Source organism: uncultured Gilvimarinus sp., assembly GCF_963975215.1.
Taxonomy (GTDB): domain Bacteria; phylum Pseudomonadota; class Gammaproteobacteria; order Pseudomonadales; family Cellvibrionaceae; genus Gilvimarinus.
In genome coordinates this window covers 1-15,652 of the sequence record NZ_CAXBFW010000043.1, presented here as the reverse complement: position 1 = coordinate 15,652, position 15,652 = coordinate 1, and the positions used below count along the sequence as shown (strand labels likewise).

At 51.8% G+C, this 15,652-nt stretch carries 12 protein-coding genes and 1 tRNA gene; all 13 read right to left on the bottom strand.

Annotation, left to right across the window (positions count from 1 at the left end):
* On the bottom strand, window positions 1-85 hold an 85-nt coding region (locus tag AAC019_RS16590), incomplete at its 3' end, for a GTP-binding protein (RefSeq protein WP_003292966.1).
* A gap of 53 nt (window positions 86-138) precedes the next feature.
* Window positions 139-2,235 (bottom strand): elongation factor G, encoded by a 2,097-nt coding sequence (gene fusA / locus AAC019_RS16585; RefSeq protein WP_339900396.1) that lies wholly within the window; start codon window positions 2,233-2,235, stop codon window positions 139-141.
* 81 nt (window positions 2,236-2,316) lie between these two features.
* On the bottom strand, window positions 2,317-2,787 hold the full coding sequence (gene rpsG / locus AAC019_RS16580; protein WP_041522343.1) for a 30S ribosomal protein S7: 471 nt from the start codon (window positions 2,785-2,787) through the stop codon (window positions 2,317-2,319).
* A gap of 111 nt (window positions 2,788-2,898) precedes the next feature.
* On the bottom strand, window positions 2,899-3,270 hold the full coding sequence (gene rpsL, locus AAC019_RS16575) for a 30S ribosomal protein S12 (protein ID WP_041524457.1): 372 nt from the start codon (window positions 3,268-3,270) through the stop codon (window positions 2,899-2,901).
* A gap of 196 nt (window positions 3,271-3,466) precedes the next feature.
* Window positions 3,467-7,693: a DNA-directed RNA polymerase subunit beta' gene (gene rpoC / locus AAC019_RS16570; RefSeq protein WP_339900394.1), complete on the bottom strand. Its 4,227-nt coding sequence runs from the start codon at window positions 7,691-7,693 to the stop codon at window positions 3,467-3,469.
* 92 nt (window positions 7,694-7,785) lie between these two features.
* A complete protein-coding gene (rpoB, locus tag AAC019_RS16565) occupies window positions 7,786-11,871 on the bottom strand; it encodes a DNA-directed RNA polymerase subunit beta (RefSeq protein WP_339900392.1) in 4,086 nt (1,361 codons plus the stop codon).
* 231 nt (window positions 11,872-12,102) lie between these two features.
* A complete protein-coding gene (gene rplL / locus AAC019_RS16560) occupies window positions 12,103-12,474 on the bottom strand; it encodes a 50S ribosomal protein L7/L12 (RefSeq protein WP_339618140.1) in 372 nt (123 codons plus the stop codon).
* Window positions 12,475-12,534: 60 nt separating this feature from the next.
* Window positions 12,535-13,029, bottom strand: a complete 495-nt coding sequence (gene rplJ, locus AAC019_RS16555; RefSeq protein WP_339900389.1) for a 50S ribosomal protein L10 — start codon at window positions 13,027-13,029, stop codon at window positions 12,535-12,537.
* A 218-nt stretch (window positions 13,030-13,247) separates the two neighbouring features.
* A complete protein-coding gene (gene rplA, locus AAC019_RS16550) occupies window positions 13,248-13,943 on the bottom strand; it encodes a 50S ribosomal protein L1 (RefSeq protein WP_339900387.1) in 696 nt (231 codons plus the stop codon).
* A 1-nt stretch (window position 13,944) separates the two neighbouring features.
* Window positions 13,945-14,376 (bottom strand): 50S ribosomal protein L11, encoded by a 432-nt coding sequence (gene rplK, locus AAC019_RS16545; protein ID WP_339900386.1) that lies wholly within the window; start codon window positions 14,374-14,376, stop codon window positions 13,945-13,947.
* Window positions 14,377-14,533: 157 nt separating this feature from the next.
* Window positions 14,534-15,067, bottom strand: a complete 534-nt coding sequence (gene nusG / locus AAC019_RS16540; protein WP_041522336.1) for a transcription termination/antitermination protein NusG — start codon at window positions 15,065-15,067, stop codon at window positions 14,534-14,536.
* 7 nt (window positions 15,068-15,074) lie between these two features.
* Window positions 15,075-15,443: a preprotein translocase subunit SecE gene (secE, locus tag AAC019_RS16535; protein ID WP_041524456.1), complete on the bottom strand. Its 369-nt coding sequence runs from the start codon at window positions 15,441-15,443 to the stop codon at window positions 15,075-15,077.
* Window positions 15,444-15,477: 34 nt separating this feature from the next.
* Window positions 15,478-15,553, bottom strand: a tRNA-Trp gene (locus tag AAC019_RS16530).
* Window positions 15,554-15,652 lie beyond the last annotated feature (99 nt).

The window sequence follows — 15,652 nt, the reverse complement described above, 5'->3', positions numbered from 1 at the left end:
TCAGAGTGGTTTTGCCGTGGTCAACGTGACCGATGGTACCCACATTGACGTGGGGTTTATTACGTTCGAACTTCTCTTTAGCCACTTTACTTTCCTCTAAAATGAATCAATCAGAATCAATTATTCACTTACACGTTGCTAACTCGCCATTACCGCTTCGGTGACGTTTTTAGGCGCTTCAACATAACCCAAAAACTCCATGCTGTAAGTGGCACGGCCCTGAGTTGCGGAGCGTAAATCGGTAGCATACCCAAACATCTCTGCCAGCGGTACTTCAGCATTAACAACTTTACCCATGGAGCTTTCATCCATACCCTGAATGACACCACGGCGGCGATTTAAATCACCCACCACGTCACCCATATTGGCCTCAGGCGTTACCACCTCAACCTTCATCATCGGCTCAAGTAACACCGCACCGCCGTCTTCTGCCAATTTTTTTGTGGCCATAGAAGCTGCGATCTTAAAGGCCATTTCATTCGAGTCAACATCGTGGAACGAGCCGTCAAACAGCGTGGCCTTTAGACCCAGCAATGGGTAACCCGCCAGCACGCCGTTTTGCATTTGCTCTTCGATGCCCTTACTAACGGCCGGAATATATTCTTTAGGTACTGTGCCGCCAACAATCTCGTTCACAAACACCAAACCTTCGGCATTGTCATCATCGGCCGGCTCAAACTTGAGCCACACGTGACCGTACTGTCCCCGGCCGCCCGATTGACGCACAAACTTACCTTCGATTTCACAGGTATTGGTAATACGCTCGCGGTAGGCCACCTGCGGCTTACCGATATTGGCCTCGACGTTAAACTCGCGGCGCATACGATCGACAATAATGTCTAAGTGCAGCTCGCCCATACCACCAATAATAGTCTGGCCGGTTTCTTCGTCGGTTTTGACACTGAACGAGGGGTCTTCTTGTGCCAGCTTACCCAGCGCCACACCCATTTTTTCCTGATCGGCCTGGCTTTTCGGCTCAACCGCCACATGAATTACTGGCTCGGGAAACTCCATCCGCTCAAGCGTAATGATGCTTTTGGGCGAACACAAAGTATCGCCAGTGGTAACGTCTTTAAAGCCAATGCCGGCCGCGATGTCGCCCGCGAGAACTTCTTTAATTTCCTGGCGATCGTTGGCGTGCATTTGCACCATTCGGCCAACCCGCTCTTTCTTACTTTTTACCGGATTAAACACAGTATCGCCGGTACTTAAGGTGCCGGAGTACACCCGGAAGAAGGTTAAGGTACCCACAAATGGGTCGGTGGCAATTTTAAAGGCAAGGGCTGCGAAGGGGGCGTTGTCATCAGCCTCTCGCGCTTCGACAGTCTCGCCATCTTCCAGCACACCCTCAATGGCATGAACCTGATTGGGCGCCGGCAGGTACTCAACAACCGCATCCAGTACCGCTTGCACGCCTTTGTTTTTAAAGGCCGAGCCGCCCAATACCGGGACAATCTCATTCGCCAATGTGCGCTTACGCAGCGCGGCTTTAATTTCATCCTCGGAGAGCTCTTCCCCCTCCAGGTACTTATTCATTAATTCGTCATCAGCTTCGGCCGCAGCCTCCACTAAATACTCACGCATTTCGTCGCAAGTGCTTTGCAACTCGGCAGGAATCTCTGCGTAATCAAAGGTCATGCCCTGATCGTCTTCATTCCAGAGAATCGCCTGCATTTTAACCAGGTCGACCACCCCTTTAAACTCGTCTTCCGAGCCGATGGTCATTTGCAGGGGGACGGCATTGGCACCCAGGCGCTCGCGCAACTGCTCGACAACGCGCATATAGTTGGCACCGGTACGATCCATTTTATTGACAAACACCATGCGCGGCACGTGGTACTTGTTGGCCTGGCGCCATACGGTTTCGGTCTGAGGTTGTACTCCAGAAGAGCCACACAGAACCACAATAGCCCCATCCAGTACGCGCAACGAGCGCTCTACTTCAATGGTGAAATCAACGTGTCCGGGGGTATCAATAATGTTAATACGATGTTCATCGTATTGCTTGCGCATACCACTCCAAAAGGTGGTTACCGCAGCGGAGGTGATGGTGATGCCACGCTCTTGCTCCTGCGCCATCCAGTCGGTGGTCGCGGCGCCATCGTGTACTTCACCAATTTTGTGGGACAGCCCAGTATAGAAGAGAACGCGCTCGGTGGTCGTTGTTTTGCCAGCATCCACATGGGCACAAATACCGATATTGCGGTAGCGTGCAATTGGAGTTTTACGTGCCACGGCTGTAATCCCCGAATTCTGATTCTCAAATGGTAAAAGGCAGCCATGATAGCTGCCTTTTGTTTCTCACCGCTTACAAACTTAGAAGCGGAAGTGAGAGAACGCCTTGTTGGCCTCAGCCATACGGTGTACATCTTCACGCTTTTTAACAGCAGAACCTTTGTTCTGCGAAGCGTCAATCAGCTCACCCGCCAGACGCTGGGGCATAGATTTTTCACCCCGGCCACGCGAGTAATCCACCAACCAGCGCATTGCCAGCGCCGAGCGACGTGCTGGACGCACTTCAACAGGCACTTGGTAGGTAGCACCACCCACACGGCGAGATTTAACCTCAACCAGTGGAGCAATGTTTTCCAACGCTTCATCGAAAACTTCGATGGGATCGCGGTTAAGCTTTTCTTTCACAATGTCCATAGCGCCGTATACGATGCTTTCTGCAACGGCTTTTTTACCACTGATCATCACGTGGTTCATGAACTTTGCCAGAGTAACATTGCCGTATTTTGGATCCGGCAAGATTTCGCGTTTCGCGACAACTCTTCTTCTTGGCATTTTAATAGCCTCTCTTCAGGATTTGTCTAAGACGACTTCCACCTTAGGTGGTCTGCGCTTAGCCTTACTCGGTTCTAGACCGAAAACGTATGTCTTGAGTCAGCGCGAGGCTTACTTAGGACGTTTGGTACCGTACTTAGAACGACCCTGTTTACGGTTGTTAACACCGGCAGTATCCAGTGAACCGCGAACAGTATGGTAGCGCACACCAGGCAAGTCTTTTACACGACCGCCACGGATAAGTACTACACTGTGCTCTTGCAAGTTGTGCCCTTCACCACCAATGTAGGAGGTCACCTCAAAACCGTTGGTCAGACGAACACGACATACTTTACGCAGTGCTGAGTTCGGCTTCTTCGGTGTAGTGGTGTAAACGCGGGTACATACGCCACGCTTTTGCGGGTTAGCTTGTAGAGCAGGAACGTCGCTCTTTTGAACCTTACGTTTTCTCGGCTTACGAACCAACTGGTTGATCGTTGCCATGAAAATAAACTCCACAGATATATAAACGCCTCAAATGAGGCTCGTTAATAGAGGACAAACGTGCCATCCCCCCACTTCAAAGAAAGTGGGTGGCGCATTGTAATGACGCCACCCACTCTCGTCAAGACAGAATTGAGCAAAAATCACCCTATGGGCGACCACCCAACCCGGCCTTGTTGGCCCCGTGGGGCCAATCTTACTCGCTGCTAGACTTAAGCGCTTCGGTCAATGCCGCTTCGACATCTTCCGCACTTACACCTGTTTCAGCTAATTCGAGCTGCTCCTCACGTACGCGCTTACGCTCTGCGTGATAGGCAAGGCCCGTACCGGCTGGGATCAAGCGCCCAACAACAACGTTTTCTTTCAGGCCGCGCAGACCATCTTTTTTGCCGGTTACCGCCGCTTCGGTCAGTACCCGTGTGGTCTCCTGGAACGAGGCCGCCGAAATAAACGACTCGGTCGCCAACGATGCCTTGGTGATACCCAGTAACTGACGCTCAAAACGCGCAGGCTGCTTGTCTTCGGCGCGCAGACGCTCGTTCTCGATCAGCACATTGGTAAACTCAACCTGCTCACCTTTTACGAAGCTCGAGTCACCCATACCGGTGATCTCAACCTTGCGCAGCATTTGACGCACGATGGTTTCGATGTGCTTATCGTTAATCTTTACGCCCTGTAAGCGGTAAACGTCCTGAATCTCATTGGTGATGTAGCTCGCCAGAGCCTCCACACCTTTCAAACGCAGGATGTCATGCGGGTTACTCGGGCCATCCGATACAACCTCACCCTTCACAACTTGCTCACCTTCAAACACAGTCAGCTGACGGTGCTTGGGAATCAGCACTTCGTAATGGGTTGAGCCATCGTCCAGCGGCTGGCCATCGCTTGGGGTAATCACTAAGCGACGCTTGCCTTTGGTCTCTTTACCGAAGGTTACGGTACCCGAGATCTCTGCCAAAATAGACGGCTCTTTAGGCTTACGCGCTTCAAACAGGTCGGCCACACGTGGCAGACCACCGGTAATATCACGCGTTTTAGAACCTTCTTGCGGGATACGAGCCAGTACGTCACCCACTTCGATGTCGTCATTATCGCTGATACTCAAAATAGCGTGAGCAGGCAGCAGGTAATGCGCTGGCATCGTCGTGTTCGGCAAGCACAGGTCATTGCCGTTGCCGTCAGTCAGGGTAATAGCAGGGCGCATGTCCTTACCGGCCGACGGACGCTCCGACGGGTCCATAACCTCAATCGAGGAAAGACCTGTCAGCTCGTCAGTTTGACGACGCACCGAGAGGTTATCTTCCATACCCGAGAAGTTAACCTTACCCGCCACCTCGGTGATAATCGGGTGAGTGTGCGGATCCCACTTAGCAATAACCTGACCGCCGTCAACTTTCTCACCGTCTTTAACAGAGATCACAGCACCGTAAGGAATTTTGTAGCGCTCACGCTCACTGCCTGAGGCATCGGCCACAGCCAACTCACCAGAGCGCGATACCGCCACCAGGTTACCGGCTTTATTCGACACAACTTTAATGTTGATCAGACGCACCGTACCTTCTTGCTTAACCTGTACGTTGTCTGCCGCAGACGCTCGCGATGCCGCACCACCAATGTGGAAGGTACGCATAGTCAGCTGGGTACCTGGCTCACCAATCGATTGAGCGGCGATAACACCCACCGACTCACCAATATTGGCGCGGTGACCACGGGCCAGATCACGCCCGTAACACATAGAGCAGATACCAGTGCGCGCTTCACAGGTAATCGGCGAGCGCACCAGCACTTCATCGATCCCCATACCTTCAACGCGCTCAACCCAGGCTTCGTCAATCATGGTGCCGGCCGAGACTAAAATCTCATCGCTACCGGGACGCACAACATCACGGGCAACGATACGACCCAGGATGCGATCACCCAGCGATTCAATAACGTCGCCACCCTCAATAACCGGAGCCATCTCGAGGCCTTCGTCGGTACCACAGTCAGCGTGGGTCACAACCAAATCTTGCGCAACATCCACCAAACGACGAGTCAGGTAACCCGAGTTAGCCGTTTTCAGTGCGGTATCGGCCAGACCTTTACGGGCACCGTGCGTAGAAATAAAGTACTGACCTACGTTCAGACCTTCACGGAAGTTTGCCGTAATAGGCGCTTCGATGATCGAGCCATCTGGTTTAGCCATCAGACCACGCATACCCGCCAACTGGCGAATCTGCGCCGGGCTACCACGAGCACCTGAATCGGCGTACATATAAACCGAGTTAAACGAAGTTTGTTGCTCTTCCTCGCCATCGCGGTTAATCACGCTTTCAAAGCTGATACCGTCCATCATCGACTTGGCAACCAGGTCGTTAGCACGTGACCAGATATCGATGACTTTATTGTATTTCTCGCCCTGAGTTACCAGACCAGACGCAAACTGACTTTCAATTTCTTTTACTTCGCCTTCGGCGCGGGCAACAATTTCGTACTTTTCATCTGGGATGGCAAAGTCGTTCACACCAATCGATGAACCCGACTTCGTCGAGAAGTCATAGCCCATGTACATCAGCTGATCGGCAAAAATAACGGTAGACTTCAAACCAACCACACGATAGCAGTGGTTAATAACAGCCGAAATCGCCTTTTTAACCATCGGGCGATCAATCATCTCAAAAGGAATACCTTCCGGGACGATATCCCACAACAGAACGCGGCCCACGGTAGTGTCGACAATGCGCACGTCGCTTTGCTTTTCGCCCTCGGCACCCACGATGGTCTCGTGAATACGCACTTTAATGCGCGCCTGAAGATCAACCTGCTTACCATAGTAAGCGCGCGAAACCTCTTCAATGTCGGCGAACACCATGCCTTCACCCTGAGCATTAATACGCTCACGGGTCATCCAGTACAGCCCCAATACCACGTCTTGTGACGGTACGATGATAGGCTCACCAGAAGCGGGCGACAGAATGTTGTTGGTCGACATCATCAGGGCGCGAGCTTCTAACTGCGCTTCCAATGTCAGCGGTACGTGTACCGCCATTTGGTCACCATCAAAGTCAGCGTTATACGCAGCACAAACCAGCGGGTGCAGCTGAATCGCTTTACCTTCAATCAGTACCGGCTCAAACGCCTGAATACCAAGACGGTGAAGGGTCGGAGCACGGTTAAGCAGTACCGGGTGCTCGCGAATAACCTCGTCCAGAATATCCCAAACGACAGCCTCTTCACGCTCAACCATTTTCTTGGCGGCTTTAATAGTCGTGGCCAGGCCACGCAATTCAAGCTTGCTAAAAATAAACGGCTTAAACAGCTCAAGTGCCATTTTTTTAGGCAGACCACACTGATGCAGACGCAGAGTCGGGCCTACCACAATAACCGAACGGCCAGAGTAATCGACACGTTTACCCAGCAGGTTCTGACGGAAGCGGCCTTGCTTACCTTTGATCATGTCGGCCAAAGATTTCAGCGGACGCTTGTTAGAGCCGGTAATCGCACGACCGCGACGGCCGTTATCGAGCAGCGCATCAACCGACTCCTGCAGCATACGCTTTTCGTTGCGCACGATGATGTCAGGCGCATTCAAATCCAGCAGGCGCTTCAGGCGGTTGTTACGGTTAATCACCCGACGGTACAGATCGTTAAGATCTGAAGTCGCAAAGCGGCCACCATCCAGCGGCACCAGCGGACGCAAATCCGGTGGTAACACGGGTAAAACTTCCATCACCATCCACTCTGGATCGTTGCCCGAGAAGTGGAAAGCCTCTAGCAGCTTCAGGCGCTTAGAGAACTTTTTGATCTTAGTTTCGGAGTTGGTGTTCGGGATCTCTTCACGCAGGTACTGAATCTCTTCTTCGAGATTGATCGCCGACATCAAGTTCTTGATTGCTTCGGCGCCCATCAGGGCTTCGAATTCGTCACCAAACTCTTCCATCGACTCAAAGTACTGCTCGTCCGTCAGCAACTGGCCACGCTCAAGCGTGGTCATGCCCGGATCGGTCACAACATACGACTCAAAGTACAGCACGCGCTCGATATCACGCAGGGTCATATCCAGCAACAAACCGATACGGCTTGGCAGAGATTTTAAGAACCAAATGTGAGCAACCGGGCTTGCCAGCTCGATATGCCCCATACGCTCGCGGCGTACTTTGGCCAAGGTAACTTCAACACCACATTTTTCACAGATAATACCGCGGTGCTTCATGCGCTTGTACTTGCCGCACAAACACTCGTAGTCTTTTACCGGGCCAAAAATTTTGGCACAGAACAAGCCTTCGCGCTCAGGCTTAAAAGTACGGTAGTTAATGGTCTCAGGCTTTTTAACTTCGCCAAACGACCAAGAGCGAATCATTTCTGGTGATGCCAGACCGATACGGATCGCATCGAATTCTTCGACTTGTCCCTGGGACTTGAGCAGATTAAGTAAGTCTTTCAAGGCACTTCCTCCAGTGGGCTCCAGTAAGTGCAATTTGCACAATGGGCGGGGGCCTTACCCCCGCGCTTACCGATTAAGTATCAGACGGACGATTAATCGTCTTGTTCCAGTTCCATATTGATGCCAAGGGCACGAATCTCTTTAACCAAAACGTTAAAGGACTCAGGCATACCTGGCTCCATACGGTGGTCACCGTCAACAATGTTTTTGTACATTTTGGTACGGCCCGCTACGTCATCCGATTTAACGGTCAACATCTCCTGCAAGGTGTAGGCGGCGCCGTATGCTTCCAGAGCCCAAACCTCCATCTCACCGAAGCGCTGGCCACCGAATTGCGCCTTACCACCCAACGGTTGCTGAGTAACCAGACTATAAGAGCCTGTCGAACGGGCGTGCATCTTGTCGTCGACCAAGTGGTTCAACTTCAACATGTACATGTAACCCACAGTGACCGGACGCTGGAACGGATCGCCTGAACGACCATCGTACAATTGCATCTGGCCCGAGTCAGGGATATCCGCCAAACGCAACAGCGCTTTGATTTCATGCTCTTTAGCACCATCAAACACCGGTGTTGCCATAGGCACACCATCGCGCAAGTTATTGGCAAGATCCATCACTTCATCATCACTGAAGCTTGCCAGATCTTCTTTGGCAAATACATCACCGGTTTCGTTATAGATCGTCTCTAAAAAGCCGCGCACTTCGTTAACCGCTTTTTGCTGGCGAACCATCTCGTCAATTTTTACACCGAGACCTTTGGCCGCCATCCCCAGGTGAGTCTCGAGGATCTGACCTACGTTCATCCGCGACGGTACACCCAGAGGGTTGAGTACGATATCTACCGGCTCGCCGTTGGCGTCGTATGGCATATCTTCGATCGGCATAATGACCGAGATAACACCTTTGTTACCGTGACGACCAGCCATCTTGTCACCTGGCTGAATGCGACGCTTAATAGCAAGGTACACTTTAACGATCTTCAGTACGCCTGGAGCCAAGTCATCGCCGGTTGAAAGCTTGCGCTTCTTGTCTTCAAAGCGCTCGTCGAGGTTTTTACGGCACTCGGCCAGACGCTCTTCGGCCAGGTCAATTTGCTCGTTCAGCGCATCGTCAGAAACACGCAGCTTAAACCACTGCTCTGTTTCCAGATCGTCGAGCACCTCATCGGACAAAACATCGCCTTTCTTAACGCCCTTACCGGCGGCTACTTTCTCGCCGCGGATAACTGAGCGCAAGCGATCCAGAGTTGCCGCCTCCATGATGCGGTACTCTTCGTTCAGATCTTTGCGAACTTCGTCGAGCTGAGCTTTTTCAATTTCTTGCGAGCGTTGATCTTTTTCCAGACCGTCGCGCGTAAATACCTGAACATCGATAACCGTACCCTTGGTGCTGGAAGGCACACGCAGCGAGGTATCTTTTACGTCCGAGGCCTTTTCACCAAAGATTGCGCGCAGCAGCTTCTCTTCTGGCGTCAGCTGGGTTTCACCTTTAGGGGTAACTTTACCCACCAGGATGTCACCGCCGCCCACCTCAGCACCGATGTAAACGATGCCCGAGTCATCTAGCTTATTAAGGGCATTCTCACCGACGTTCGGAATATCCGAGGTAATCTCTTCACTACCAAGCTTGGTATCACGAGCGATACAAGTCAGCTCTTGAATGTGAATGGTGGTAAAACGATCTTCCTGAACCACGCGCTCGGAGACGAGGATCGAATCCTCAAAGTTGTAACCGTTCCAGGGCATAAACGCGATACGCATGTTCTGCCCCAGCGCCAACTCACCCATGTCGACCGATGGACCATCGGCCAGGATGTCGCCACGCTGTACAACATCGCCAACATTGACGATAGAGCGCTGATTGATACAGGTGTTCTGGTTTGAACGGGTGTACTTGATCAAGTTGTAAATATCGACACCAGCATCGCCGGCCTCAACTTCATCACTGTGTACTTTAACCACGATACGGCCAGCATCCACACGATCGATCACACCGCCGTGTTTAGCGACCACACACACACCAGAGTCAGCCGCAACATTGCGCTCCATACCGGTACCCACAAGAGGCTTCTGAGCCTTAAGGGTTGGTACTGCCTGACGCTGCATGTTGGAACCCATCAGGGCGCGGTTAGCATCATCGTGCTCGAGGAACGGAATCAAAGAGGCCGCCACCGACACCACCTGACGCGGCGAAACGTCCATCAGCTCAACTTCGGCCGGGCTCTTCAGGGTAAAGTCACTGCGGTGACGCACCGAAACCAGATCTTCGATAAGCTTGCCACTTTCGTCCAGCTTGGCCGATGCCTGAGCAATAACAAACTCAGCTTCGTTGATCGCCGACAAAAATTCGATGTCGTCGGTTACCTGGCCGTCTTTAACACGGCGATACGGGGTTTCCAAAAAGCCGTAGCTGTTGGTGCGCGAGTAAGTCGCCAACGAGTTAATCAGACCAATGTTTGGCCCCTCTGGCGTCTCAATTGGGCAAACACGACCGTAGTGAGTCGGATGCACGTCGCGCACCTCAAAGCCGGCACGCTCACGGGTCAGACCACCAGGCCCTAACGCCGAAACACGACGCTTGTGCGTCACTTCAGACAGCGGGTTGTTCTGATCCATAAACTGCGACAACTGCGAAGAGCCAAAAAACTCTTTAATTGCAGCGGCCACAGGCTTGGCATTGATTAAGTCTTGCGGCATCAGGCCTTCGCTTTCTGCCATCGACAAGCGCTCTTTAACAGCGCGCTCAACACGAACCAAACCAACGCGGAATTGGTTTTCGGCCATCTCACCCACAGAGCGAATACGACGGTTACCCAAGTGGTCGATATCATCCACCACACCGGCGCCGTTACGGATATTGATAAGGGTCTTCATGACATCGACGATATCGTCATTAGACAATACGCCTTCGCCAAACTCTTCTTCGCGGCCAAGACGACGGTTAAACTTCATGCGGCCTACGGCCGACAGGTCATAGCGCTCTTGGGTGAAGAACAGGTTGTTAAACAGGGCTTCGGCCGACTCTTTGGTTGGCGGCTCGCCCGGACGCATCATGCGGTAGATTTCTACCAGCGCTTCTAATTGCGTACGGGTTGGATCGGCGCGCAATGTTTCAGAAACAAATGGGCCACAGTCCAGTTCGTTGGTGTACAGGGTCTCAATAGTATCGACACCGGCTCTACCCAACACATCCAAAGTGTCGGCGGTAATTTCGGTGTTACACTCCAGCAGCACTTCGCCGGTATCGGAGTCAATAATATCTTTTGCTAAGGCACGGCCCAACAAGTAGTCGGCGGGCACGGCCATTTCGTCAACACCGGCTTTTTCTAGCTGGCGAATATGACGCGCGGTAATACGGCGGCCCTCTTCAACCAGCACTTTGCCTTTGTTGTCTTTAATATCAAAAGTCGCCACATCACCACGCAGGCGCGACGGGACCACTTTAAAGGTAAACTGACCGTCGGCACCCAGGGTAAAGGAGCTGGTCTCAAAGAACATATCGAGCATTTCTTGCGTACTAAAGCCCAGCGCACGCAACAAGATAGACGCAGGCAATTTACGACGACGGTCGATACGAACAAATACGAGATCTTTAGGATCGAATTCAAAGTCGAGCCACGAACCGCGGTAAGGAATAATCCGGGCGCTATACAGCAGCTTGCCAGATGAGTGTGTCTTACCTTTATCGTGGTCGAAGAAAACACCGGGTGAGCGGTGCAACTGAGAGACGATAACACGCTCGGTACCATTGATAACAAAAGTACCATTCTCAGTCATGAGCGGAATCTCGCCCATGTAGACTTCTTGCTCTTTAATGTCTTTAATCGCTTTGTTCGCTGAGTCTTTATCGTAGATAATCAGTCGAACTTTAACGCGCAGCGGCGCCGAGTAAGTAACCCCACGCAAAATACATTCGTTAACGTCAAATGCGGGCTTGCCCAACACGTAGCTAACGTATTCTAGGGCGGCATTGCCAGAGTAACTGACAATTGGGAATACAGAGCGGAAGGCAGCGTGTAGCCCTACGTCAAAACGCTCTTCACCAGACGCATCGGCCTGGGTAAATTTTCTGTAAGAATCCAGCTGAATCGCCAATAGATAAGGGACATCCATGACGTGTGGCAGTTTGCCAAAGTCCTTGCGGATACGTTTTTTCTCAGTATATGAGTAAGCCATCTGTATTCCCCAGCTTGTTCACGGATCGGGCTGTGAAGCCTCTGAAACGCCGCAGCGTTTCGCTAAACTATCCTAGCTGCAAGCGGACCGGTAAACTCGGTGCTCAACAGCCAACGGTAACCTTGCTGTTACCTGACCAAATTAATGGCCGAAAACGGAAAAAGGCTGGCGGGAAAACCCACCAGCCTGACGTCTAACCGCATGTGTCAGACGTAGTGCACGCAAGTAAGCTTACTTAAGCTCACCGGTAGCACCGGCTTCTTCCAGCTTAGCCAGAGCAGCTTGAGCGTCTTCTTTAGAAACACCTTCTTTAATAGCTTTAGGCGCTTCTTCAACCATTGCTTTAGCTTCTTTCAAGCCAAGGCCGGTGATTTCACGAACGGCTTTAATGGCGTTAACTTTCTTCTCGCCAGCACCGGTAATGATAACGTCAAACTCGGTTTGCTCTTCAGCAGCACCGCCAGCATCGCCAGCAGGACCAGCTACAACAGCAGCTGCAGCAGATACGCCGAACTTTTCTTCCATTGCAGAAACCAGCTCTACAACATCTTTTACTGACATCTCAGCAATCGCTTCGATGATATCTTCTTTAGAAACAGACATGTTCAAATTCCCATCTGTGTTGAGCCATTGGCTCAATTAAACGTTGAGTAAAGCTGCTAATTAAGCGGCTTCCTGTTCTTTGCTGTCGCCAACGGCCGCCAAAGTGCGAACCAACTTGCCAGCAGAAGCTTCTTTCATCACGCTCAGCAGCTTAGCCACGGCTTCGTCGTAAGTCGGCAGCGTTGCCAACATACCGATATCAACCAGCTCACCTTCAAAGGCGGCAGACTTAAGCTCAAGATTATCGTCTCCTTTAGCGTGCTCACGTAAGATACGCGCGCCAGCACCTGGGTGCTCACTAGAAAACGCAATCAAGGTAGGACCAACGAAGCTTTCAATTAAGCACTCGTAATCGGTTCCTTCAACAGCGCGACGGGCCAGTGTGTTACGAACGACTTTCAACCAAACGCCGTTCTCACGAGCCTCTTTACGCAGGGCAGTCATTTTGTCTACAGTTACGCCGCGTGAATCGGCAACAACCGCTGACAGAGCGCCCTTCGCAGCTTCCTGGACTTCAGCGACAATCGCTTTCTTACCTTCAAGTCCTAATGCCACGGGATTTCTCCTGGGTTTGACAGTTACAAACTGTCGTTTTTCTTAACTACCACAAGACAACCATCATCTTGCAGTCATGAATCGGTGAATTCATTCGGCTCAGCCGAAGAGGGTCCACCGTCTGCGTAGGCTAATATTAAGACAAACCCAACTGCGACCTGTCGCCTACGGTCTTTGACGGCCTGCGCAAGCGCAGACCCCAAAGTTCGTTCTGACCGTTATACAGCCAGTGAAGATACGTCGATCGCCAAGCCTGGACCCATGGTCGTGCTCAGTGCGATCTTCTTCAAATAAACACCTTTAGCCGTTGCTGGTTTGGCCTTCTTCAGGTCATTCAGCAGCGCTTCAAGGTTTTCCTGAATAGCTTGGGCTTCAAAAGTCAGCTTGCCGATGCCGCCGTGGATGATACCGCCCTTATCGGCGCGGTAACGTACCTGACCGGCTTTAGCGTTCTTAACCGCTGTGGCCACATCTGGAGTTACGGTGCCAGTTTTAGGGTTTGGCATCAGGCCGCGAGGCCCTAAGATTTGACCCAACTGACCAACCACACGCATGGCATCCGGAGACGCAATCACCACGTCAAAATCCATCTTGCCCGCTTTAACATCAGCTGCAAGCTCATCCATGCCGACTAAGTCAGCACCGGCTTCTTTTGCCGCATCGGCGTTTGCGCCCTGCGCAAAAACAGCAACGCGTACATCTTTACCGGTACCGTTAGGCAGGGTAGTTGCACCGCGCACAGACTGATCGGATTTACGTGGGTCGATGCCCAGGTTTACCGCAACGTCAATGGTCTCTGAGAACTTAACGCTAGAAATCTCTTTCAGCAGGTTCACGGCATCCGCTACGCTGTACAGCTTATTGCGGTCAATTTTTTCAGCGATAGCGCGCTGGCGCTTAGATAATTTAGCCATGTTACACACCCTCCACATCAAGACCCATTGAACGGGCAGAGCCGGCAATGATACGCACTGCGGCGTCCATATCGGCCGCGGTCAGGTCAGGCTCTTTGGTAGTCGCAATCTCTTCTAACTGAGCGCGGGTTACCTTGCCGACCTTTTTGGTGTTAGGGTTGCTAGAACCAGACTTGATGCCAGCGGCTTTCTTCAACAAGTAAGAAGCCGGAGGAGTCTTCATGGTAAAGGTAAAGCTGCGATCGCTATAAACACTGATCACAACAGGAACTGGCGCACCAGCTTCCATACCTTGAGTCTGTGCGTTAAACGCTTTACAGAACTCCATGATGTTTACACCGTGCTGACCCAACGCCGGACCAACTGGTGGACTTGGATTTGCTTTACCTGCACCAACTTGTAATTTGATGTAGGCTGTTACTTTCTTAGCCATATCACTCTCCAAAAATGGGTGGTTAACGCCTCAAGGCAATTTGCATCGCCCGTCACTGGCTCCCCGATTACCTGAGTAGATTTACCACTCAAGGACGCAAAAACCCCCCTCTGCCATAAGCAAAGGAAGGGCAATAAAAATCTTACTGTCAGAGCGATCAAGCCTTCTCGACTTGACCAAACTCCAGCTCTACTGGAGTAGAGCGACCGAAAATAAGCACAGCAACACGCAGGCGGCTCTTTTCGTAATTAACTTCTTCAACAACACCATTAAAGTCATTGAAAGGACCATCGGTAACCCGGACCATCTCGCCCGGCTCAAACATAGTCTTAGGCTTAGGCTTCTCAATCGAGTCGTCGACCCGCTGCAGAATGGCCTGAGCTTCTTTATCGGTAATAGGGGCAGGCTGGTCAGCCTTACCACCAATAAAACCCATAACCCGCGGGGTATCTTTCACCAAGTGCCAGGAGTCATCATTTAACTCCATCTGCACCAGCACATAACCCGGGAAAAACTTGCGCTCACTTTTGCGCTTTTGCCCGCCGCGCATCTCCACCACTTCTTCAGTGGGGACCAACACATCGCCAAACAACTCTTCCATCTGGTGGCGCTCGATCCGCTCGCGCAGAGAGGCAGCTACCTTTTTTTCATAACCAGAATAGGCGTGCACTACATACCAACGTTTCGCCATGAGTCACCTACCCTATTATTTTGGCTGCAATGAAACCGAACAAAGTGTCCAGCCCCCAAAGAATTAACGCCATTATAACGACCACAACCACAACCAATAAGGTTGTTTGGTTTGTCTCTTGCGGTGTAGGCCACACAACTTTGCGCACCTCAACCACAGACTCCTGAAGTAGACGCCACAGCGCACTGCCTTTAGCAGTTTGCAAAGCAACCAGCAACGCAACAGCCCCCAGCACCAACAGCGCCAGAACCCGATACAACAGCGGCTGCGCAGAGTACATGGAGTTACCCACCACACCTACCGCCACGACAGCAATCACCAACAGCCACTTTACGACATCAAGGCGATACTCTTTTGGCTCGGCTTTTGTACTCATTCTGCTCACAACCCAATCAAACAAATGACAAAAATGGCAGGCCAGGAGGGACTCGAACCCCCAACTTTCGGTTTTGGAGACCGACGCTCTACCAATTGAACTACTGGCCTAGAAACAATTAAAGGCGGGCTAAGCCCGCCTTTAACACCGAGCTATTACTCGATGATTTTGGCAACCACGCCGGCACCAACGGTACGACCACCTTCGCG